General features: G+C 51.8%; 18 protein-coding genes. 10 read left to right on the forward strand and 8 right to left on the reverse strand.

All coding sequences use genetic code 11. The features are described 5' to 3' along the window. Positions 1–37 precede the first annotated feature (37 nt). The 5 genes from hypC to folD all read left to right on the forward strand — a co-directional run bounded on the left by hypC (position 38) and on the right by folD (position 4337). Positions 38–316 carry a HypC/HybG/HupF family hydrogenase formation chaperone gene (hypC, locus tag KDX31_04475; protein ID UTW04277.1) on the forward strand — a complete coding sequence of 93 codons (279 nt, stop codon included), beginning with the start codon at positions 38–40 and terminating at the stop codon, positions 314–316. Positions 317–333: 17 nt separating this feature from the next. Beyond that, the gene (locus tag KDX31_04480) at positions 334–1050 is read left to right on the forward strand and encodes an SIS domain-containing protein (protein UTW04278.1); all 717 of its coding nucleotides are present in this window, start codon (positions 334–336) and stop codon (positions 1048–1050) included. A gap of 33 nt (positions 1051–1083) precedes the next feature. Continuing rightward, positions 1084–2211, forward strand: a complete 1128-nt coding sequence (hypD, locus tag KDX31_04485) for a hydrogenase formation protein HypD (protein UTW04279.1) — start codon at positions 1084–1086, stop codon at positions 2209–2211. 15 nt (positions 2212–2226) lie between these two features. Then, entirely contained in the window at positions 2227–3273 is a 1047-nt protein-coding gene (hypE, locus tag KDX31_04490; protein ID UTW04280.1) for a hydrogenase expression/formation protein HypE, read from the forward strand. A gap of 227 nt (positions 3274–3500) precedes the next feature. Then, positions 3501–4337, forward strand: coding sequence for a bifunctional methylenetetrahydrofolate dehydrogenase/methenyltetrahydrofolate cyclohydrolase FolD (gene folD / locus KDX31_04495; GenBank protein UTW04281.1), 837 nt, complete (start codon positions 3501–3503; stop codon positions 4335–4337). A gap of 133 nt (positions 4338–4470) precedes the next feature. Here the strand turns inward: folD and KDX31_04500 are convergent, their stop codons facing one another. After that, positions 4471–6207, reverse strand: coding sequence for a SulP family inorganic anion transporter (locus KDX31_04500; GenBank protein ID UTW04282.1), 1737 nt, complete (start codon positions 6205–6207; stop codon positions 4471–4473). A gap of 220 nt (positions 6208–6427) precedes the next feature. Here KDX31_04500 and KDX31_04505 point away from each other — a divergent pair, with 220 nt between their 5' ends. Further along, positions 6428–7261, forward strand: a complete 834-nt coding sequence (locus tag KDX31_04505) for a LysR family transcriptional regulator (GenBank protein ID UTW05296.1) — start codon at positions 6428–6430, stop codon at positions 7259–7261. Positions 7262–7553: 292 nt separating this feature from the next. Then, positions 7554–9449 (forward strand): GGDEF domain-containing protein, encoded by a 1896-nt coding sequence (locus KDX31_04510; GenBank protein UTW04283.1) that lies wholly within the window; start codon positions 7554–7556, stop codon positions 9447–9449. 566 nt (positions 9450–10015) lie between these two features. On the opposite strand, the gene KDX31_04515 is transcribed toward KDX31_04510, so the two are convergent. The 5 genes from KDX31_04515 to pgi all read right to left on the reverse strand — a co-directional run bounded on the left by KDX31_04515 (position 10016) and on the right by pgi (position 15235). Beyond that, a complete protein-coding gene (locus tag KDX31_04515; protein ID UTW04284.1) occupies positions 10016–11053 on the reverse strand; it encodes a DUF697 domain-containing protein in 1038 nt (345 codons plus the stop codon). After that, positions 11044–12465, reverse strand: a complete 1422-nt coding sequence (locus tag KDX31_04520) for a YcjX family protein (GenBank protein ID UTW04285.1) — start codon at positions 12463–12465, stop codon at positions 11044–11046. The genes KDX31_04515 and KDX31_04520 overlap by 10 nt, the downstream gene beginning before the upstream one ends. Positions 12466–12768: 303 nt before the next feature. Beyond that, positions 12769–13065 (reverse strand): SemiSWEET family sugar transporter, encoded by a 297-nt coding sequence (locus KDX31_04525; protein ID UTW05297.1) that lies wholly within the window; start codon positions 13063–13065, stop codon positions 12769–12771. 41 nt (positions 13066–13106) lie between these two features. Next, on the reverse strand, positions 13107–13529 hold the full coding sequence (locus KDX31_04530; protein UTW04286.1) for a VOC family protein: 423 nt from the start codon (positions 13527–13529) through the stop codon (positions 13107–13109). Beyond that, the gene (gene pgi, locus KDX31_04535) at positions 13526–15235 is read right to left on the reverse strand and encodes a glucose-6-phosphate isomerase (GenBank protein ID UTW04287.1); all 1710 of its coding nucleotides are present in this window, start codon (positions 15233–15235) and stop codon (positions 13526–13528) included. The genes KDX31_04530 and pgi overlap by 4 nt, the downstream gene beginning before the upstream one ends. 186 nt (positions 15236–15421) lie before the next feature. Between pgi and KDX31_04540 the strand changes: the two genes are divergently transcribed. From KDX31_04540 to KDX31_04550, 3 genes are all read left to right on the forward strand, one after another. Continuing rightward, positions 15422–16159 (forward strand): response regulator transcription factor, encoded by a 738-nt coding sequence (locus KDX31_04540; GenBank protein ID UTW04288.1) that lies wholly within the window; start codon positions 15422–15424, stop codon positions 16157–16159. A gap of 27 nt (positions 16160–16186) precedes the next feature. Beyond that, positions 16187–18823 (forward strand): PAS-domain containing protein, encoded by a 2637-nt coding sequence (locus tag KDX31_04545; protein UTW04289.1) that lies wholly within the window; start codon positions 16187–16189, stop codon positions 18821–18823. Between the two features lie 86 nt (positions 18824–18909). Beyond that, positions 18910–19776 (forward strand): ABC transporter substrate-binding protein, encoded by an 867-nt coding sequence (locus tag KDX31_04550; GenBank protein ID UTW05298.1) that lies wholly within the window; start codon positions 18910–18912, stop codon positions 19774–19776. A gap of 160 nt (positions 19777–19936) precedes the next feature. On the opposite strand, the gene aroE is transcribed toward KDX31_04550, so the two are convergent. Continuing rightward, positions 19937–20794 (reverse strand): shikimate dehydrogenase, encoded by an 858-nt coding sequence (gene aroE, locus KDX31_04555; GenBank protein UTW04290.1) that lies wholly within the window; start codon positions 20792–20794, stop codon positions 19937–19939. A 60-nt stretch (positions 20795–20854) separates the two neighbouring features. Continuing rightward, complete coding sequence (locus KDX31_04560; GenBank protein UTW04291.1) at positions 20855–21652, reverse strand: sugar ABC transporter ATP-binding protein; 798 nt, start codon at positions 21650–21652, stop codon at positions 20855–20857. Between the last annotated feature and the right edge of the window lie 2 nt (positions 21653–21654).

Genomic DNA, 21654 nt, shown 5'->3' on the forward strand with positions numbered 1-21654 from the left:
TTCCAGTCGTACAGCAGCAGTAACCCTTGGAGCTTTTATGTGTTTAGGTATTCCCGGACAGATTGTTGAGATCATTGATGCCGATGCTATGACCGGCATGATCAATATTTGCGGTGTTAAACGTGTCGTAAACCTGAGTTGCGTTGTCCCCGATGAGGGTGATCTGAGTGCATTGCCCGGCCGGTGGGCGTTGGTACATGTGGGGTTTGCGATGAGTCTGATTGATGAAGACGAAGCGCAAAAAACCTTACAGGTGCTTGCTGAGCTTGGAGAGCTGCAGGAAGAGCTGAGCGCTATGCACAATTCTGTTTCCTGAATCAGGGGTCCTGTACTATGACCGATGCAAAAGATACCAACAGTATGCTGAACGCGCTGTATCCATTTTCCGGGTCAGCCGCGGGTAATAAACCTGACGTGCGGGATAAATCAGCTGAGCTTCTGGATTCTATAAAGATCAAAACCGCTGAGAGCATCGCGGCCAAACAGGCTTTCTTTGCTGAATACAGTGAGATGCTGGCAGAGATCGCCAATACAATCGCCCAGTCATATCGAACCGGAGGGCGTTTACTGACCGCGGGTAATGGTGGTTCATCCTGTGATGCCGCTCACCTGGCTTTGGAATTTATGCATCCGGTGACCACCGGTCGTCCGGCGCTGCCCGCGATTAATTTGTCTCAGGATTCTGCCATGTTAACGGCGGTATCCAATGATGTCGGTTTTCATCATGTACTGAAAAGACAGCTGCTGGCGCTGGCAAAAGCGGAAGATGTCCTGGTGGTGTTTTCAACCAGTGGCAACTCTGAAAACCTGACCACGGCTTGTGAAAAAGCCAAACAGCTGGGTTTACGTGTGATCGCTTTCTCGGGCGGTGATGGCGGAGAGTTGGCAACGAATAAAGCCGTAGATCACTGTCTCATCGTTAAAACTGACAGTGTGCATCGAATTCAGGAGTGTCATCTGGTCTGTTACCACATTCTCTGGGATCTGGTGCACACACTGCTGGCGGATGAACGTGGTTTTCTGGGTGAGCATGGTCGCCAGTTGGATTAGCTTAATAAGAGTAATGTCTGAGACGTGATGGTTATGAAATTTGTCGACGAATTCCGTGATCCGGAGATGGCTAAAAAAATACTCGAGCGGATACACAGGCTGGCCGATGAGATTTCACCGGCTCAGGAAAAACCGCTGCAGATTATGGAGGTCTGTGGAGGCCATACTCACTCAATTTTTCGTTATGGCCTTGAGGAGCTGCTCCCGGAAAAAATTGAACTGGTCCACGGCCCCGGCTGCCCGGTCTGTGTGCTGCCAATGGGAAGGGTCGATGATTGTGTTGCTATCGCTGAACAGCCAGACGTGATCTTTACCACCTTTGGGGATGCCATGCGGGTGCCCGGATCAAAGAAAAGTCTGCAGCAGGCCAGCGCCGAAGATTGTGATGTCCGGATGGTGTATTCACCGATGGATGCGCTTGAGATTGCCCGTCAGAACCGCGATAAGAAAGTGGTCTTTTTTGGTTTGGGTTTTGAAACCACAATGCCGAGCACGGCCCTTACCGTGAAGCAGGCAGAAAAAGAAGGCATTGAAAACTTCTACCTGTTCAGTAATCACATCACGATTATTCCAACGATCAAAGCCATTCTCGATTCCCCTGATATGTATATCGATGGGTTTCTGGGGCCGGGTCATGTCAGCATGGTGATTGGTCAGGCGCCTTATGAATTTATATCCACACAATACCATCGTCCGCTGGTGATCTCCGGTTTCGAGCCGCTGGATATTCTGCAATCATTATTGATGCTGCTGGAGCAACTGAAAGCGGGTGAAGCGAGAATTGAAAACCAATATAAACGTATTGTTCCTGAGGGCGGTAACCTGAATGCCCTGACCGCGGTGTCGGATGTTTTTGAACTGCGGGAATTCTTTGAATGGCGGGGTTTAGGCTCCATCGATCACTCTGGCGTCCGTATTCGCAAAGAGTACTCGCGGTTTGATGCTGAACTGGCGTTTGCGATACCCAATTTGAAAATAGCCGATCCCAAATCCTGTCAATGTGGCGAGGTGCTGAAAGGGGTGATCAAACCCTGGCAGTGCAAACTGTTTGGTAAACAGTGTAATCCTGAAACCCCAATGGGGGCGCTGATGGTTTCCACGGAAGGGGCCTGCTCTGCGTATTACAGTTACGGCAAAATCGAGACAAAAAATATAGCGTGAGAGCGGCGGCAAACGATGAGTAAGCGCAGACGTATTCTGAAGGCATCTACTATCACAATGGCGCATGGGGCTGGTGGTAAAGCGATGCGAGATCTGATCGAAGATGTCTTTGTTGGCACCTTTGATAATGAGGATCTGAATAAGCTTGAGGATCAGGCCCGCTTTGATCTGTCAGCGCTACAGGCACTGGGCGGGCAGCTCGCCTTTACCACGGATTCCTATGTGGTGGATCCTGTTGAATTTCCCGGTGGCGATATCGGTACGCTGGCGATAAACGGCACAGTGAATGATCTTGCCGTTTCTGGGGCCATCCCTAAATACCTGTCCTGCGGCATGATTCTGGAAGAAGGGCTTGAGGTTGACCTGTTAAGGCGCATCGTGCGTTCAATGCGCAAAGCGGCAGATGAAGCCGGCGTTTTGATTGTTACCGGGGACACCAAAGTGGTTCCGCGGGGTAAAGGCGATAAGATCTTTATTAATACCACCGGGATTGGCGTGATTCCTGAAGGTATCAAGATATCAGCAGCAAACTGCAAACCGGGCGATAAGATTATTGTCAATGGGTTTGTGGGTGATCATGGCGCTGCCATTCTGAATGCCCGCGGTGATCTGGCGTTAGAGGTTGAACTGAAGACCGATTGTCAGCCTCTGCATGAATTGGTTCAGGCGATGTTGGTCGTATGCCCGGAGTTGCATGCCATGCGCGATGCATCCCGCGGGGGGGTGGCGACTGTACTGAATGAATTTGCAGAAGCCTCTGAAGTTGCTATCCGTCTTGAAGAAGCGAGTATCCCTGTGCGTAACGAAGTGCGTGGTGTGTGTGAGATTCTTGGCCTGGACGCTTTGTATTTCGCTAACGAGGGGAAGTTAGTCGCAGTGGTTCCCGGCGATCAAGCCGAGACTGTTTTACAGGTTATGTTGTCTCACCCGGCGGGACAGCATTCAGCCATTATCGGTGAAGTTATCGAAGGTTATGCCGGGCGGGTATTGGTTAAAACCGGCTTCGGTGGCGAAAGAATTATGGATATGCTGGTCGGCGAGCAGCTGCCACGTATCTGTTGAAAATTTATCAGCATCATCTGTTCAGATGGTTGATAACTGTCTGATCGCTAAAATCAGGTGGATTGTATAGAGCCTGAAACAACCACTTTTTTGCTGATCAGCGCCCCGGACAGATTCTGAAGGGTGACTATGGTTGCTTCCAGTACCTGAACCGGTTATAAAAGCCGGTTATTTATAACAGTCCTCGGACTGCGATTTTATATTTCCATTTTTAAAAGGTTTAAATGATGTCTGCATTAGTTCTTGACGGGAAAGCGTTAGCCGAAAGCCGTGAGCAACAACTCCATGCTGCCGTGGAAGCATTGTTGACCGATGGCGGCAGAAAACCCGCTCTGGCAACTATCCTGGTGGGAAGCGATCCCGCTTCAGCTACTTATGTGCAGATGAAAGTAAACGCCTGTGGTCGTGTCGGTATGGAGTCTGTCAGAGTCGATCTGCCGCAATCCACGACGACAGAAGAGCTGCTGGAGGTGATCGGGCAGTTGAATGATGACCCGGATGTGTGCGGTATTTTGTTGCAGCACCCGGTACCGCCGCAAATCGATGAACGTGCCTGTTTCGATGCGATCGCGATCGACAAAGATGTTGATGGGGTGACCACCCAGGGATATGGCCTGATGGCGATGGGCGAGGATGCCTATGGCTCCGCGACGCCTGCCGGCATTATGACGCTGCTCCGCTATTATGATATTCCGCTGGAAGGCAAACATGCGGTGGTCGTCGGTCGTAGTCCGATTCTGGGTAAACCGATGGCGGCGATGCTGCTGAATGCCAATGCCACCGTTACCGTCTGTCATTCCCGTACCACCGATCTGGCCGATCAGGTTGCCCGGGCCGATATTCTGGTCGGGGCGGTAGGCCAGCCCGAGTTGATTAAAGCAGAGTGGATTAAGGACGGCGCCGTGGTGGTTGATGCCGGATATCATCCCGGCGGCATCGGTGATATCGAAAAAACCGGATTGGCCGAGCGGGTCGCGGCGCTGACACCGGTTCCGGGCGGCGTGGGTCCGATGACCATCAATGCACTGATCAGCCAGACCGTCGAGTCAGCTCAGAAGCGTTGACCTTAATTCCGTTTATTTTATCGGGGGAGGGCCGGTCGTGATCAGGCAGCCCCTGCTATTCATATAGCCATTATTCACAGCAAGCATCCGCTATTCAGGTCGCTTTCCCCGCCTGGCTTGTCTGATTGAGTTGCTAATCTGTTTTCGGACATTGGCGGAACACACGTTTGCTACAGGTCTGACAACTGTTGTCATCGAGTCGAGGTCTCAGTGAGCTAAGCGCGCTATCGACCGTGGCGTAAAAGTTTTCATCCCCTAGTTTTTTCAGATAGCCATTCGCTTCAAGTTCATCCCGAACCGTATTTTTCAGGTTGCAGAAGCTCAGTTGCCCGCCTGCTGTGTTCAGTCGTTTGGCCTCATGCAGCAGCATCTCTGCACCCGTGACATCGATAAAATTGATGCCGGCGCAATTAATCAGGATCTGGTTGTTGCGACCGTCGTTTGTTTTTACCGCCTGTAAGGTCTTTTGGATATGGTCAGCTGCACCGAAAAAAATTGAACCATCGATACGCAGGATTTTTAACTGGTGGCATTCATCGAGTTGAAAACGGGAGATACTTCTCAGATCGGTGCCGTACTCAAGCGACTTTGGCGCGACTTCCATAATCACCGGGGTTGATGTGCGCTTCAGGTAGATAATGAGTGACACTAACACACCGAGGTAGATCGCAAACTCCAGTTCGATCAGCAGGGTTGAGGCGAAAGTTACCAGTAACACCGATGCCTCCTGTTTATTGCTGAGTAAAATCTGCTGTATATGATGTTTATCAATCAGGTTCCAGGCGATGAGCAAAATGCCTCCCCCCATCGCTGGCAGAGGCAGGTAGGCGGTGATCTGTGGGGCAAATAACACGATCAGCACCAGCATCAATGCGGTAAATATTGCCGCCAGTGGGGTTTTTGCACCGGACTCATAGTTAACGCCGGTGCGGGTGAATGAGCCTGATCCGGCGAAACAGGAAAAAAATCCACCCAACAGATTCGCCAGCCCCTGGCCGATAAACTCCTGGTTGCCATCAATACGCTGTCCTGAACGAATGGCGATTGCCCGGGAAATCGATACCGCCTCGACCAGGCCCAATATTGCTAAGGTGATCGCCCCCGAGAGCAGTGCGCCGAGGTTTTGTGCCGAGAAGTCCGGCAGTGCGAATTGCGGCAGTTTACCCGGCAGGGCTCCTACCATCGGAACATTATGAGCCGTTCCCTGAAGCAGCCAGCAAGCCAGGCTACCCGCCAGCATACCGATCAACATCGCGGGTAAGCGTTTATGCATTTTTTTAATGAGCAGTGTTGAAACGATGGTGGTGAGTGCAATGGCCAGGGAGTAGGTATTGGTGTTATCCAGCTGGCTCCAGAGTGTTTGCCAGGTTTCCAGAAAGGATGACCCGGCTGCAACGTTGATGCCCAGCACATATTTAACCTGACTGGTGGCAATGACAATGGCCGCGCCCGCGGTAAAGCCAATCACTACGGTGTGGGATATAAAGTTAACCAGCGCGCCCATACGCGCAATGCCCAGCCCCAGTTGGATCAGGCCGGTTAACACCGTAAGGGCCAGAACGGCAGGAATAAATTCAGCACTGTCGGGCGGGACGACACTACTGACAATGCTCAGCACAACAATCGATATCGCAGCCGCGGGGCCTGAAATCAGGTGATGCGATGAGCCGAAGAGTCCGGCAATAATGGGAATGATAATCGCGGAGTATAAGCCATATTCAGGCGGTAAGCCCGCTATCAGCGCATACGCCACTCCCTGCGGCAGGACAATAACAGCCCCCGTGAGCGCTGCGAGAAAGTCGTCCCAGAGCGTGTGTCGGGTAATCTGTCGGCCCCAAACCAAAAATGGCAGGCAGCGATACATGAACATTACTCTTCGCTGGGATGCTGACTGGGAAGGGAGGGGATTCAAACGCTTGTCCACGATGTATAACCTACTTATAACAACTTAAAGAATGGCTCAGAGTGCTTCTGAAGAGTGCTTCTGACAGATATGGCTTAATATGTTATAAGCTTATGCTTGTCATGAGAAACGAAATATACTGGACAGTACGGCCAAAAAAAGTGGATGTTAACGATCGATGTTTAATATAGATACGGTGTTACTACAGACGTTTATTGAGATCAGCGAAACCCGGAATTTTGGTAAAGCGGCTGAAAACCTGTGTGTCTCATCTTCAACCGTCAGTGCACGTATCCGTCAGCTTGAAGCGTTGCTGGGGTTGTCTGTCTTTATCCGCCGGCATCATGAGATCAGTCTGACGCCCGCAGGCGAGCGCATGGAGCGTCATGCACGTTTTATTCTGGATGCCTGGGAGCGCGCCTATGAGGATACCGCGCTCAGTGAGCGCCATAACCGGCGCCTGGTTATCGCCGGTGTGGCAAGTTTGTGGGATCTTTTTTTACAGGAATGGCTGAACAGTCTTTACCGGTCAATGCCGAAACTGGGGTTGCGGGCGGAAGAAAGTACACCTTTGCGGGTGGTTGAGAAGATTGAGCAGGGCATGATTGATATCGGCTTTATGTATGAGCAACCGAGTATTCAGGGGGTTGCTGTTCAGGAGGTGGCCACTATCCCGATGATCCTGGTGTCAGATCAGCCTGATATTACAGCTAAAAAAGCCGTGTCAGAGGGTTATATCCGTGTCGAGTGGGGGGCCACGTTTGGCGCGCTGCATGAAGCCCATTTTCCTCAGCGTCCATTGGCTCCGGTGAGGGTTAACAGTGGCCGGATTGCGCTTGATCTTCTGTTGAGTTGTGGCGGCGCTGCATATCTGGCCGAATCCACAGTTCAGCCCCTGATCAGTGAAGGCCGGTTATACCGGGTAGCCGATGCTCCGGTCATTGAGATGCGCGCCTATGCTGCCTATAGCCTGCATGGTGAACACCGGAAACTCATTGCTGAGTTGCTTGCCCGGTTTTGAACGATAAGGTCATAAAATTGGAGTGGTGTGATGGTCACTGCTTTCTATGACTGAAATTTATGAGCAATGACATCTGCCCTCTGCCCTATGATCGGTGTCTGTGTCGCCAGAAATCCTGATGTTGTCAGGGAAATGGGGGGAGGGACTGAGCTACGTTCCTGCCTCAGCAAAAAGTTTGTTTAGAATCTTCCAGACAAGTGTAATTCCCGGAATAACTATAATGTTATATCTGATACACTCGGGCAGTTAGCGATACAGCCAAACTGCACTTTTAGGCGCTCTGATTATTATCATGAAAATTCCAGGTTTTGGTATTATCAATAGCCGCCCGATGATGGGCAGAAGAGGTCGTGCAGATATCGGTTATGCACTGAGCGCTCGCCTCTTTATGCTGCTGATTTCGTTGTTGATCAGTAGCTTTTGTCATGCTCAGCCGCTGATTAATCTGTCATCGAATATGGCGGGTGTCGGCACCGAACTGAGCGTCCGCTACCTGGAAGATACTGACCACGTCTATACCCTGGAGCAGGTACGTAGCGAGCCACTTGCGTCACGCTTTTTACCGCTACCGGATGGTAAGAGTAACTTTGGTATCAGTCATTCTGATTTCTGGTTGCGTATCGATCTGAAAAACAGTGGTGATCAATCATTATCATGGTTGCTGGAAGTGGCTCATCCGCTCTGGGATCACGTGACTTTCTATACGGATGGCGGGGCGGTTCAGACCGGTGGAGATCATCTCCCGTTGGCCGATCGTGCGATTGCCGCTGAGAGTAATCTTTATCCTGTGAATACGCCGCCAGGCACTGTGCAGAGGGTATGGGTGCAGCTGTCCTATGATCTGCCGGGGAGGGCCGAGACACAGCTGTTGCTGTGGACGCCGGAGGTCTTCTCTCAGCACTACGCCAATATCTATTTTATCATCGGAACCTTCATCGGCATTGGCTTGCTGCTGGTGCTCTATAATTTGCTGATCGGATATTCAACGGGCCTGCCTGAATATATCTGGTATACCTCATACATTATGGCAGCGATGATGGCGCTGCTTAGCAACACGGGTCTTGGTTATCGCTATCTGTGGCAGGGAAGTCCGTGGTTTGTCGATTTTGCCCCGGTTATCTTTTCACTGCTGACGCTGGTGCTGGCGACCCAGTTTACACGCAGTTTCCTGAGTACACGAGAATCGCTGGTCGTCGACCGGCTGCTGCAAGCACTCTTTGTGTTAGGCGGACTGGCTTTGCTCAGCTATCTGTTGGGCTGGCGAGATTATTCATTAAAGCTCACGCTGTTGTACGCGCTGCTGACGGTTTTATTTCCAGTGATCGGGGTGTGGAAATACAAAAAGGGCAGGAGTGATGCACGGTTTTATGTGCTTGGCTGGAGTGTCTGGAGTCTGGCTATTTTTATCGCGGTGACACGTAATGTTGGTCTCATCCCGTTCGATTTTATGACCCGCTTTTCACCCCCACTGGGCTTCTGTCTCGAAGGTGTGCTTCTCTCTTTAGCGCTGGCCGATCGCATTAACTATCTTACGCAGCAAAAAGAGGCTGTGGAACAGAAGCATATCAGGCATTTGGAGCAGGAGCAGGAGATGCTTGAACGGGTGGTATCGGAACGTACCACTGCACTCGAGCAGGCGATGAAACGCGCCGAGTTGCTGGCGCAGACCGATTCGCTGACGGGGGTATTAAACCGGCGGGCGTTCTTTGAAAATGGCGAGAAAGAGCTCGAGAGAGCCAGACGTTATCAAACCCCGCTGGCCGTGGTGATGATTGATCTTGATCTGTTTAAACAGATCAATGACAGCTACGGCCATGCGACAGGCGATACTGTACTGATTGCTGCCATCAATTCATTACAGTCGATGACGCGGACCGTTGATACGTTCGGGCGTATCGGCGGAGAGGAGTTTGCCGCTCTGATGCCTCAGACCAGTTTGCAGGAGGCGACCGATCTGGCCGAACGCCTGAGACTAGCGCTGCAGGAACTGGATATCAGTGTGGGTGAGTTAACGGTCAAAGTCACCGCCAGTTTTGGTGTGACGGCGGTCGATGTGTCGAGCGAGTCGCTGGTGGAAGCGATGGGACGCGTCGATGCTGCGCTTTACCGTGCCAAATCCCGTGGCCGCAACTGTGTCGAACAAGCTGAACTTCCTGATCTTTTATTAAATCCTGATGTCAGCTCCTGACTGGTTGAAGCTGCATCCTGCAGCGATAAAAGGTTGTATCGGCACATACTATCGCGCCTGGTACCCAGAGGGCATGCTAAAGGCGCTCCTACGAGAGCGGTTCTGTCATCGGTTTCATGGTGGTAATCGTAGGAGCTGCATCCTGCAGCGATAAAAGGTTGTATCGGCACAGAACATCACCGCTAGTACCCAGAGGGCATGCTAAAGGCGCTCCTACGAGAGCGGTTCTGTCATCGGTTTCATGGTGGGGTTCAATCGTAGGAGCTGCATCCTGCAGCGATAAAAGGTTGTATCGGCACGGAGTATCGCCGCTAGTACCCAGAGGGCATGCTAAAGGCGCTCCTACGAGAGTGGTTCTGCCATCGGTTTCATTGTGGTAATCGTAGGAGCTGCATCCTGCAGCGATAAAGGGTTGTATCGGCACGGAGTATCGCCGCCTGGTACCCAGAGGGCATGCTAAAGCGGCTCCTACAGAATACAACAGACCCACCATCGAGAGGCACCCGATGAATGGCGCTTCACCTTATTCTCTCTGCGCTCTGTGGAGAGGCTTTGCCCTTAGCCTTTTATTCAAAGGCTGATTTGCGCGCTTTATTAAGCTTTTTCCCCAGTATCAGCAACAGCGACGAAACCAGTTTTTCCCGGTAGCCGGTTTTTGACGGGGCTGCGGGGATCGGTCTGCACAGGGCGGCGCACTGAATGCCGATGCGGGAGGTGGCGACACAGGCCCCGGCGCCCTGCAGTGCTTTGGCGCCGAGATTGAGCGCGGGGAAGTTTGACAGGTCGAGCATATCCAGCGCAGTTTGCGACAGGCCGGAGTATGCGGTGCTTTTGCCGACCCGATAGAGTACGCGCATCCGGTTGTTGAAATTGGGCCTGATGCCGTAAGTGTCTGAGATCTCTTTGATCATAATGGTTGTGCGCCAAACCGTGAGCAGCGCATCCAGAGAGGGCATGGGGCTTGCGGCGACCGCTAATCCAGTCTGAACACTGTGTTTTCGGATGATGTTCTCTACCCGGGTATCCAGTGGCTCGATGAAGAGTTTTTCCAGATGCATCAGCCTTTCAGCGTCATCCAGGTAATCCGGCATGATGCTGAGAGCCTTATCGAGTTGTTTCTCCTGCGGTGTGCCAGCATAAAAACTGACCAGGCTGTCTGTGAATGAAGTGACATTACCGCTGTTCTGTTGTTGCTGTAATTCAACGGCGCTCTTTTGAAACCCGGCGATTCTATCGATATCGTTGGCGCCTCTGAGCCACTGATAAAGACCCATACCCGAGATCAGCGCCAGCAGTGCAAGCACCGATGATACGACGATGCCAAATATCCAGTGAAGCTCTGACGCTGAGTTAATCATGGCGATCAGATCGTTTATCATGGTCAGGCAGAGCAGACCACCCAGTCCGGCAGCGGTCAGTTTCATCGCCCTTGAAAAGAACGGTTGTGGGTAGCGGTTCCAGTCTATCGGATCGGTATTCCTGAGTTCGCTCTGGTTCTGTTCAGACTCTATTGATTGAGGGATCACGCCCTCTAAATCAGATTCGGATATTTTAAATGTCCGGGGGATGCGGGAGTCGCCATTCTGTTCGGAGTTTATCGACATATATCACCCATTAAATTATGCAGCACCTCGTCCATACGGATGTGTGGTATAGCCTGATCCTGATTGGCGCGAATACCTTTCGGTGGATTTAATTCCGGTAGTTTCCAGTCTATAAAGGCCGCAAACTCAGAATCAGAAGGGATATGATCGGGAATACGCGGGTTTACAAAGCCAATGGCATCGCCATCGGTTGAGATCCCTTTGAGTATCTCTTCGTTACCCTGTGTCTGGGCATGCGACGACCGGACCGAAGCGACCGCTTCTACCCTGAGATCGGCCTGCGCCCCCTGGATCCGTTCGAGAGACTTTCTGACAATACTGCTCAGCAGGTGCCGGACATTATCGTGATCCTGTGAAACCACCTGATCCACCTTTGTGGCTGCATAGAGGACTTTTTCAATTCTGGAATGAAACAGTCCGCCGTCATATTCGAAGCTCTCACCAATGGCTTCTAAGGCATGCATCATCTCGTGGAGATATGCCTCCCCGCCATGCAGGACATTGAGGACATCGACTAACACTACCTGCCGGTTGATCGGCTCGATAAAGGCTTTAAAAAATGGTTTGACGATATCGGACTTGTAGCTTTCAAATATCGTTTCCAGCTGCTTGAAGTAACTGTCTTTGTCGGCGGCTTGCAGTTGCGCTTCACTATATTTACTACAGCTGACCAGCGGGATGAAATGCAGCGCGGGATGTCCGGCCTGAGTGCCCGGTTCGATAAATCGTCCCGGCTGAATGATGGTCAGTGGCGGCGACTGCTGTTTGCATGAGTGAAGAAAGTCGATATAGGCGGCACGCTGTGTATCTATTACCGTGTCATCGTAGTCTGAAAACGGATCGAGCGTTCTCAATGATTCCAGAGGATTATTGGAAAACCGACTTCTGGGTTCTCTCGACAGTTGTTTCTCGACTTCGATACACCAGTCCCGAAAACTCATCTTAAGCAGTGGCAGATCGACCAGCCACTCTCCCGGATAGTCCCTCAGCTCAATAAAAACACTTTTGTGGGTTTTCCGGCCAAACCAGCTTTTATCCGCCAGTCTGATCTCCAGCAGTACACCGCTGATGTCCCGGGTGGGGGCTGGCCAGTGTGGCGAGCTTCCCGACAGGCTGTCTGCTGCCTGCTCATAATCAAACCGGGGCAGGTATCTGTTTTCCAGCGGATGTTCTATCACCTGGATGATGCGTTTTTTTAACCAGGGGGAGAAACCGCCGAGTCGGGCGTTTCTGGCACCGTGCTGTTTCAGCTGATTGATAAGGCTGGTGATAAAGGTCGATTTGCCGCTGCGGCTCAGTCCGGTGATACCGATACATACGCGATTTTGTATCGCCCGGTTGATAAGCGTTTTAGCATCATCTGCAACATGGTGAATCTTTTTCAAATAATCCGTTTGTCTGTTGTTAGACATATAGTTTCCAGGTTCTGCTAAATATTCTCTATCAACCTATGGCGCTTAATAATTGTCTGAAAAACATGTTCATACTCGTATATGGCTGTGATTACGTCACATTTCAAGCCCTGCGTAGGTTACAACTCCCGATAGCAGAAGGCGGGTACCCTGTAAGGCAATCATCACCCTGGAGTTTAGTCATGACCGGTATGAAGTTAACTTTGTTTTGATCCGTGACATCAGATCAGTATAAACAGATGATATTCACTACTGCCATAGCAGCATCAGTGGGAAGCGTTCAGGAAAGGGGGGCTGTCTACTTTACTCAGTCCGTTGGCGCGCTGTTGTTTTCCGGACGTTGCGTGTCCGTAGCCGCTGAGTGATAGTCAGCATTAATACCGACAGCGTTAATATCAGGGTTACACTATTGGCGAGCAGTACCGGCAGATCCCAGATAACAAATCCGTAGACGACCCAGAAAAAAACACCGGTAGTAAATATGGTGTACATCGCGACAGAGATACCGGCAGTATCTCTGCTTTTCAGGATTTGAATCACCTGAGGTACGAACGACAGGGTGGTACAGCATGCGGCGGCGATGCCTATCCATTGGGATATGTCTGACAATGCGATAATGTCGTTCAATGGTGGGTTCCTGTTCAGAGTATCTGATTAAATTCCAGTTTTTCACCATCCGGTCCACGGATCGCGAAATATTTGCAACCGTTTTCCCAAAAATCCAGATGAACCGGACCCGCTTCGATAATGGTTTGCCCGTCGGCTTGCATCTCATCAAAGGCCGCCTGAATATCGGTGACCGAAAAAGCGATATGATCAACCGGCCCGTCGCTTCTGTTTCTGAGCGCCTCACACTGGTTTGCGGGTGGCTGATAGAGCTCAAGCAATACTCCCGCTCTCTGCATCATGAACGCGGTGGTTTCGCCATCGCCTTCGGGAAAGGTTTTTTCCATCACCGGTTGAAAACCAAATCGGCGATAAAAGGAAACGGAGCGTTGTATCTTTGTGACCGGAATACCGATATGTTGTAAACCGTTAAAGTTGTTTTCGAGTAGTGTTTTCATGGTGCGGTTGACGCTGATGTTCTCTGTTTTATGGTTTTTGCCGGTGGTGTCTGAGATTTTTTAAGGGACTGACCGGACTGTGGCTCAGAGGCGCAGTTTTTGGCTGCTCCGGGGCTCTCTGAAAAGTGTTGTTTGACTATCTGCATCAGCCCCTGAGTTGAGGCATCATACTCGATGCTCTTGCTTTCAATGTTGCGGCTGATCTCAGTTGCCAGCCGCTTGCCCAGTTGTACGCCCCACTGATCGAATGAGTTGATGTTCCAGACAGACCCCTGAACAAATACTTTGTGCTCGTAGAGTGCGATCAGGGCACCCAGGTTATGCGGGGTAAGCTGGTCCAGTAACAGGACATTGCTCGGGCGATTACCCGGACAGCTGGTGTAGTCCTGCTGATTGCCTGTGGCATCGCCGTTCATAAAGGCGTTCGCCTGGGCCAGCATATTGGTCAGCAGGGCAAACTGGTGTGCCTCTGTACCTTCGTCAACCTGCAGTGAGGCGATGAAATCGATCGGCACAAAGCGGGTGCCCTGATGTAGTAACTGGAAAAAAGCGTGCTGCCCATTGGACCCTGTTTGACCCCAGACAATCGGGCCGGTGGCATAATCCACCGGATTACCCTCCATATCCACCGACTTACCGTTACTCTCCATATCCAGCTGTTGCAGAAAGGAGGGCAGTTGATGCAGTGCCTGATCATAGGGGATGACTGCCTGGGTTTCTGCCCCTAGGAAATTGATATACCAGATGCCGATCAGTGCCAGAATCACCGGCATATTTTGATCCAGGGGCGCATGGAGAAAGTGCTGGTCCATCTCGAAGGCACCCTCCAATAGTTCGATAAAGCGGTCATAGCCGATGCTCAGTGCAATCGGCAGTCCGATACTGGACCAGAGAGAGTAGCGTCCTCCGACCCAGGCCCAGAATTCAAATATGCTCTGCTCATTAACACCAAACTCCATCGCTGCCGCTTTGTTGGTTGAAACGGCTACGAAATGTTTGCCCAGATCGGCCCCTTTACAGCCACTGTGTTCTAAAAACCACTGTTTGGCCGTGTTAGCGTTGAGCAGGGTTTCCTGGGTTGAAAAGGTTTTAGTGGAAACAATGAACAGGGTGGTTTCAGGATCAAGCCCTTTAAGAATTTTCTTAATGTGCTGACCATCGACATTGGAGATAAAGTGAAACTTCATCTCCGGGTGCTGGTAGGGCAGAAGTGCACGGCACACCATGTTAGGGCCCAGATCAGAGCCGCCGATGCCGATATTGACGACGTTGCGGATCCGCTTACCTGAGAAACCTTTCCACTCCCCATTGCGCACCTGATCGGTAAAAGCCTGTAGCTTTTTCAGACCTGCCTGAATCTCAGGCATAACATTCTGGCCGTTGACGATGACCGGCTCGTTGCCCCGGTTTCTTAACGCGGTATGCAACACCGGACGTTTTTCTGTGACATTGATCATGTCGCCTGAGAACATCTGTGCCTGTCGCTGACGCAGCGGAGAGTGCTCAGCCAGTTTTATCAGGGTTTTAAAAATCTCATCGCTGAGACTGTTTTTGGAATAATCCAGAAACAGCCCGCCGAGTTTCAGGCTCATCCTGTCAAAGCGGCTGGCATCAGCAGTGAAGTAATCTGTGATTCGGTCATTCTGGCTGTCCCGGGCTAACTGTTCGAGTTTTTTCCAGGTAACAGAGGAACTGAGATTATACATGGGCTGCCTCGTGATTTTATGGTGCATGACCCGGTTATGCGTCCGGAGCTTTCTTCTATGCAATTAAGCCCGTGTCAGGTAAACAAAACATGAACCATTTCTACGAGATTTGTAATAATTGAAATTTTTATAGCGTCTGCTTGTGTTATTTATAAACTAATAAGAAGAATAAAATTGGAAACGTCTATGACAAACGCTGTCCAGCAAAAAATTTTGGTGGTCGATGATGAAATCGACATGCGCGAGTTATTGCAGGATCTCCTTGAGGATAGTGGCTTCAGTGTGTTGGCCGTGGCGGATGGTTCGTCGATGCGTCAGGCGCTGAATACGGCACCCTGTTCACTGATTATTCTTGATCTTCGCCTCAAAGGTGAAGATGGTATGCAGCTGGCTCGGGAAGTGCGGGAACACTCCAGTATTCCGATTATGATGCTCACCGGAAAAGGGGATGAAACCGACCGGATTCTGGGGTTGGAACTGGCCGCCGATGATTTCCTGATGAAGCCGTTTAACAATCGGGAGTTGCTGGCCAGAGTCCGGGCGATGTTGCGCAGAACAACTCAGCTCAGCACGCCGATGGTACGCAAAGAGGATGCTTACAGTCACGAACGCCTGTCGTTTAATGGCTGGGTGATGGATCTTACCAGCAGAGAGCTGATCGGCTCCGATGGTGAGCCTGTCTCACTCACCTATGGTGAGTACGAGTTGCTGGAGATGTTTGTCCGCTCGCCGAACCGGGTGTTCAGCCGCGATCAGCTGTTGGAAGCAACCCGGGGTTTTGATTCAGATGTCTATGATCGCACTATCGATGTGTTAATTCTCAGGTTGCGTCGAAAAATTGAGCCTAACCCAAAACAACCCAGTTATATTCGCACTGAACGGGGTGTGGGGTATATTTTCAGTGCCTCGGTGATCCAGTGTTGATAGCTATTATGGCTGAGGCCTAAGGAAATGGTTTTTTCAATTAACCCTTTCAGCGGCCTGAGAGCACGCACCCGATTATTGCTGGCGTTTACCATTCTGTCAGTGTCCGCGATGATTCTGGCGCTGGTGGGCTGGCAGGGGCTGAACAATACCGACCGGGCGCTGAATATCTTTGAACAGCAGGCCCTGCCCGATATCTCCCGTTCGCTGGAACTGGCAGAACGAACGGCTAACCTGGCAGCGATTGCCCCCTATGTTACCAGTGCCGGTACGCCCTATATGTTAGAGGGGTTGAGCCAGACCCTTAAAACTAAAATCGAAAAAGTACTCTCTCTGGCGCAGAGCATTCCCCAGCTGGATGCCGCCGCTCCCAACCTTCAGAATCTGCTGCAACGGCTGGATATCACAGTGAACGAGCTGATCGAGCTGACCCGTCAGCATCTGTTTCTGCGGGAAGATCTGCGGGAATATGAATACCGGCTCAGAAGCCTGGTCGATGAGGCAGAACGGTTTGATACAGCGAATAACTCAGATATAAGCGAGTCGATGACGCGGATGGTCGAAATACTGATTACCGCCTCGCATATTCAGTCGGCCGATAGCCTGGCCTCAACCCGGCAGCGATTTCTACGGCTGCTCGACAGTTTGAACAACAGTGCCGTCAGCCGTTCTGGTCACTGGTATGACGAACTGTATTCCGTGGCAGTCAGGCCGGACAATCTGTTTGATCTGCGCCTGAAACAGCTGAGTCTGGAACAGCGCAGTGCCTTTCTGCTGGCATCGACCCGGGCGATCTCAGAACAGCTCAGCGTTGAGGTACAGCACTTCGTTGATCAGATTCAAAGTCGGATATCTCACGAGAGTCAGCGGGTCGGTGCTGCGGTCAGTTCAGGAAAAACCGGTATTTTACTGATCAGTTTTCTCTGTATTGCCGCCGCACTGGGAGGCGTATGGATGGTGCGCGAGCTGGTGATGAATCTGGCATCGGTAACATTAGTGATGAGCCGTCTTGCTGAAGGCGATACCCATCAACAGACCCCGGCTACCGAGCGTAGTGATGAGATTGGTGATCTGGCCCGGGCGTTTCAGGTGTTTCGGGAGAATGCGGTTCAGATTGACCGGATCAGCCACGATCTGCAGGAACAGTCGCATCTGCTGGAAACGGTGTTTACCAATATCAATGATGGTTTGAGCGTATTCGACCGGGACGGGCGGCTGATTGCCTGGAACCCTCAATACCTGTTGATTCTTGAGTTACCCAAGGATCGTCTGCAGAAGGGAATGTCGATAGAAGAGGTGCATGGTTTGTTGTCTAAGGAAGCGCAGGAGAGCTGGGCACTGGATGGCATGGCGCTGGATAAGGATGAAGTGAATCAGATGCGGCGACAGCAATCACAACACTTTGAACGGCACTTTGCCAACGGTCGGGTGGTGGAGTTCAGAAGCAGTCCGATGCCGGACGGTGGTTTTGTCACCCTGTACAGCGATCTTACCGAGCGTAAAACTGTTGAAGCACAGCTGCGGCAATCCCAGAAAATGGAGGTGCTGGGTCAGCTGACTGGCGGTGTGGCCCATGATTTTAATAATCTGCTGGCGGCGATGTATGGCAATCTTCAGCTACTGGAATCGACTCTTTATGACGCGCCAAAACCGCTTAAGTACGCCCGAAGAGCCCTGGCATCAGCGGAGCGGGGGAAAAACCTGACGCAACGCTTGTTGGCGTTCTCCCGGAAACAGCACCTGACACCCGAGCCCACAGAGGTTGATCAGTTGATTGAGGGGATGCTGGATCTGATTGAGTACAGTGTCGGAGCGGCGATTAAGATAAAGCTGGACCTTGAGGCCGATGGCTGGCTGGTGGATGTCGACCCGGGCCAGCTGGAGAATGTGCTGTTGAATCTGACCATCAACAGCAGTGCCGCGATGCCTGAGGGGGGAACCCTGACTTTCTGTACCCGCCAGTGTCGTGGTATTGAGCTGAATGGTGGCATTACCGATGCTGTCCATATCGAGGTTTCCGATACCGGTTGCGGTATTTCTGAAGCCCATCTTCGTCGGGTGTTTGAACCCTTTTTTACCACCAAAGAGATCGGTCAGGGCAGTGGCCTGGGACTGAGTATGGTGTATGGCTTTGTGAAACAGTCGGAGGGGGATATCAGAGTTCAGAGCAAGCAGGGGCAGGGAACTACGATCGGCATCTATCTGCGCCGGAAAGCAGAGCAGGTCGCTTTACCGGTGGCAGAGCCGGTCACAGAATTCAGTTATGGTCAGCACCGCTGTGTATTGATGGTCGAGGACGATAATCAGGTAAGAGATGCCGGACAGGAGGTGCTGGAAAAACTTGAATACCGGGTGATTGCGGTTGCCTCAGTCGATGAAGCACTGCAGCAGCTAAATCAGCACAACGACATTGATATCGTGTTTACCGATATCAACCTGGGAACGGCCGTTAACGGATTGCATCTGGCAGAAAAAATAGAGCATCAATGGCCTGAAATACCGGTGCTGCTGACGTCGGGGCTGAGTGTTCAGCATCTGAGTGAGCAGTATGGACTGAAAGAAACCGATACCGTGCTGGCTAAACCTTATCGGCTGGATGAGTTGGCAATGGCGCTGGATGAAACATTTAAATCGCATACTGATGAAAGAAGGAATCGCCTGTGAGCAGGATTAAAGGGGGGAAGAGGGGTGCTTGCCGATTGCTAACAGCTGCGTTGGTTGTTGCGGCCTTTGCTGCATCGGCACAGACTATGGCTGATAACACGCTGTCGATCGGTATCTCGGTATCGGATCTGGGCAACCCCTATTTTATTCAGATCGCCCGGGGCGCTGAGTTTCAGGCCAAACAGCTGGTGGGCGATAATGCTGAAGTCGTGGTTGTTTCCAGCGCCTATGATGTTAAGCGTCAGGTTGAACAGATTGAGGGGTTTGTAAAGCAGGGAATGGATATGATTCTGCTGTCCGCAGCCAGCTATGATGGTGTTGAAGCGGCGGTATTAAAAGCCCGGGAAGCCGGGGTTAAAGTGCTGGCGGTGGATGTCAAAGCCAAAGGTGCCGATGCGACCATCACCACTGATAATACTCAGGCCGGTATGATCGCCTGTGACTACCTGGCTAAACAGCTGGGGGGGAAGGGTAATGTGGTGATTATAAACGGCCCCAAAGTCTCTTCGGTGAAGGATAGGGTGGCGGGATGTAAAGCGGTGCTGGCGCAATCGCCCGGTATTCAGCTGCTTTCGAGCGATCTGAATAGTGGCGGGGGACGTGAAGGCGGACTGGAGTCGATGACCTATCTGCTCACCCAGTTTCAACAGATCGATGGCGTATTTTCCATCAATGATCCCTCTGCACTGGGCGCACAGGATGCCGCGCAATTTGCCGGACGCGGTGAGTTTATCATCGTCTCTGTCGACGGCGCGCCGCTGGCGGAACAGCAACTGCGAAGTTCAGACTCACTGATCCGCGCAACTGCGGCACAGTTTCCCAACTATATGGCGGCGAAAGCGGTGGAAACCGGTTACCGGTTAATGCAGGGCGAGACGCTGGAGCAGACCAGCATACTGATTCCCGCAGAACTGATTACCCGGGAGACGGTGGATAGCTATCAGGGGTGGTGAGTAATCTATGGTGGCGATTTGTCGATAATGGTTAGGTGAAAGGCTTGTTACATAGGTTGAACTCAGTGCTCTCCGTGTTCTCTGTGGTGAAACGCCTTAAAATAATCCTACCACAGAGGACACAGAGAGCACGGAGGGAAGATTTTTCCGCAGAAAGGGTTTACTCCGGGTTAAATATCTCTCTAAGCGCTTGATACATTACTCTGGTATCCACCTCGATACCGGTCCAGTAGTGGATGCCGATAGCACCCTGATGAACCAGCATCTGCTGTCCATTGACACATTTGCAGCCCTTCTGTTGAGCGGTTCGGAGCAGAGGCGTCATCGGTGGATTATGGATGCCGTCGGCAACCACCATATCTGAACTCAGGGTTTCCCAGTTGATATCAAGCTGTTGGTCGATATTCGGGTAGAGGCCGATGGAGGTGGCATTGATTACAATGTCGGTGTCTGCCGGGAGTCGGAAATCCCCATCCCATATTGCAAACGTTGCTGTGGCCGGTGTTTTTTTGCAGATCAGTCGGGTCAGTTTTTCGCCCCGTTCGCGGGAGCGGTTAACCACCGTGATATGGGCCGCTCCGGCAAATGCCATCTCCACCGCAACCGCGCGGGCCGCGCCGCCCGCGCCAAACAGGATAACCTGTGCCCCCTGGGGATCGGTCACCTCATTCAGGGCGGTAACAAAGCCACGGCCATCGGTATTTTCGCCAATATATTCGCCCCTGGCATTACGTACAACAGTGTTTACCGCGCCGATAATCATTGCCGACTGTCCCAGCCCGTCGAGATGTTCGATCACCGCTACTTTGTGGGGGATTGAACAGTTGAAGCCTGCCCAGCCCATCGCCCGGGCGCCGCGTACCGCGTCTTTAAGCAGCTCCGGTGAGACTTCGCAGTTGATATAGCGCCAGTCGAGCTGGTGATGCTGATAAGCGGCTTCAACCATAGCTACGGTGGGGTTCTCCATCGCCGGCATGGCAAACGAACCGGTCAGGTTGCTGAGAAAGTTCTTATTCATCGGTGGTCTATCTATAAAAAAAGGCCCTGATGTTTAGTCAGGGCCCGGGTTCAGCCTGGTTCAGGCAGCGAATGCGCCTGAGGCATGTTCATGGGGGTCCATCGCCCCGGTCATAATGGCCACGGCTTCTGACATGGTGTGGGTGTCTGGTTTAATCACCGCATGTCGTTTGCCCAGCCGGTGGATATGGATGCGGTCGGCCACTTCAAATACATGAGGCATATTGTGACTGATCAGCACCACGGATAAGCCACGATCCCGCACATCTTTAATCAGATTCAGCACCCGGCGGGACTCTTTTACCCCCAGCGCCGCGGTGGGCTCGTCCATAATCACCACATGCTTGGCAAAGGCTGCCGAGCGGGCCACGGCCACTCCCTGACGCTGACCGCCGGACAGGGTTTCCACCGCCTGATTGATATTCTGAATGGTCAACAGGCCGAGTTCAGAAAGCTTCTGGCGGGCATTATCATGCATCGCTTTCTTGTCCAGCATGCGGAATACCTTACCCAGAATGCCCGGGCGCAGTTGTTCACGGCCGAGATAGAGGTTATCGGCGATATCCAGTGATGGGGCGACTGCGAGATTCTGGTATACGGTTTCGATACCGGCGTTGCGGGCGTCCATCGGGCTTTTGAAGTTCACGGTTTCATTATCCAGTTTGACCGTGCCTCTGTCGGGCACCAGAGCGCCAGAGAGGGCTTTGATCAGTGACGATTTACCGGCACCGTTATCACCGATGACGGCCAGAATTTCCCCTGGATAAAGGTCGAAATCGGCGCCATCCAGGGCAGTCACATGGCCATAACGTTTTACCAGTCCGCGTGCCTGTAATACTGTAGCTTTATCGTTATTCATGA

This window comes from Amphritea atlantica, assembly GCA_024397875.1.
Taxonomy (GTDB): Bacteria; Pseudomonadota; Gammaproteobacteria; order Pseudomonadales; family Balneatricaceae; genus Amphritea; species Amphritea atlantica_B.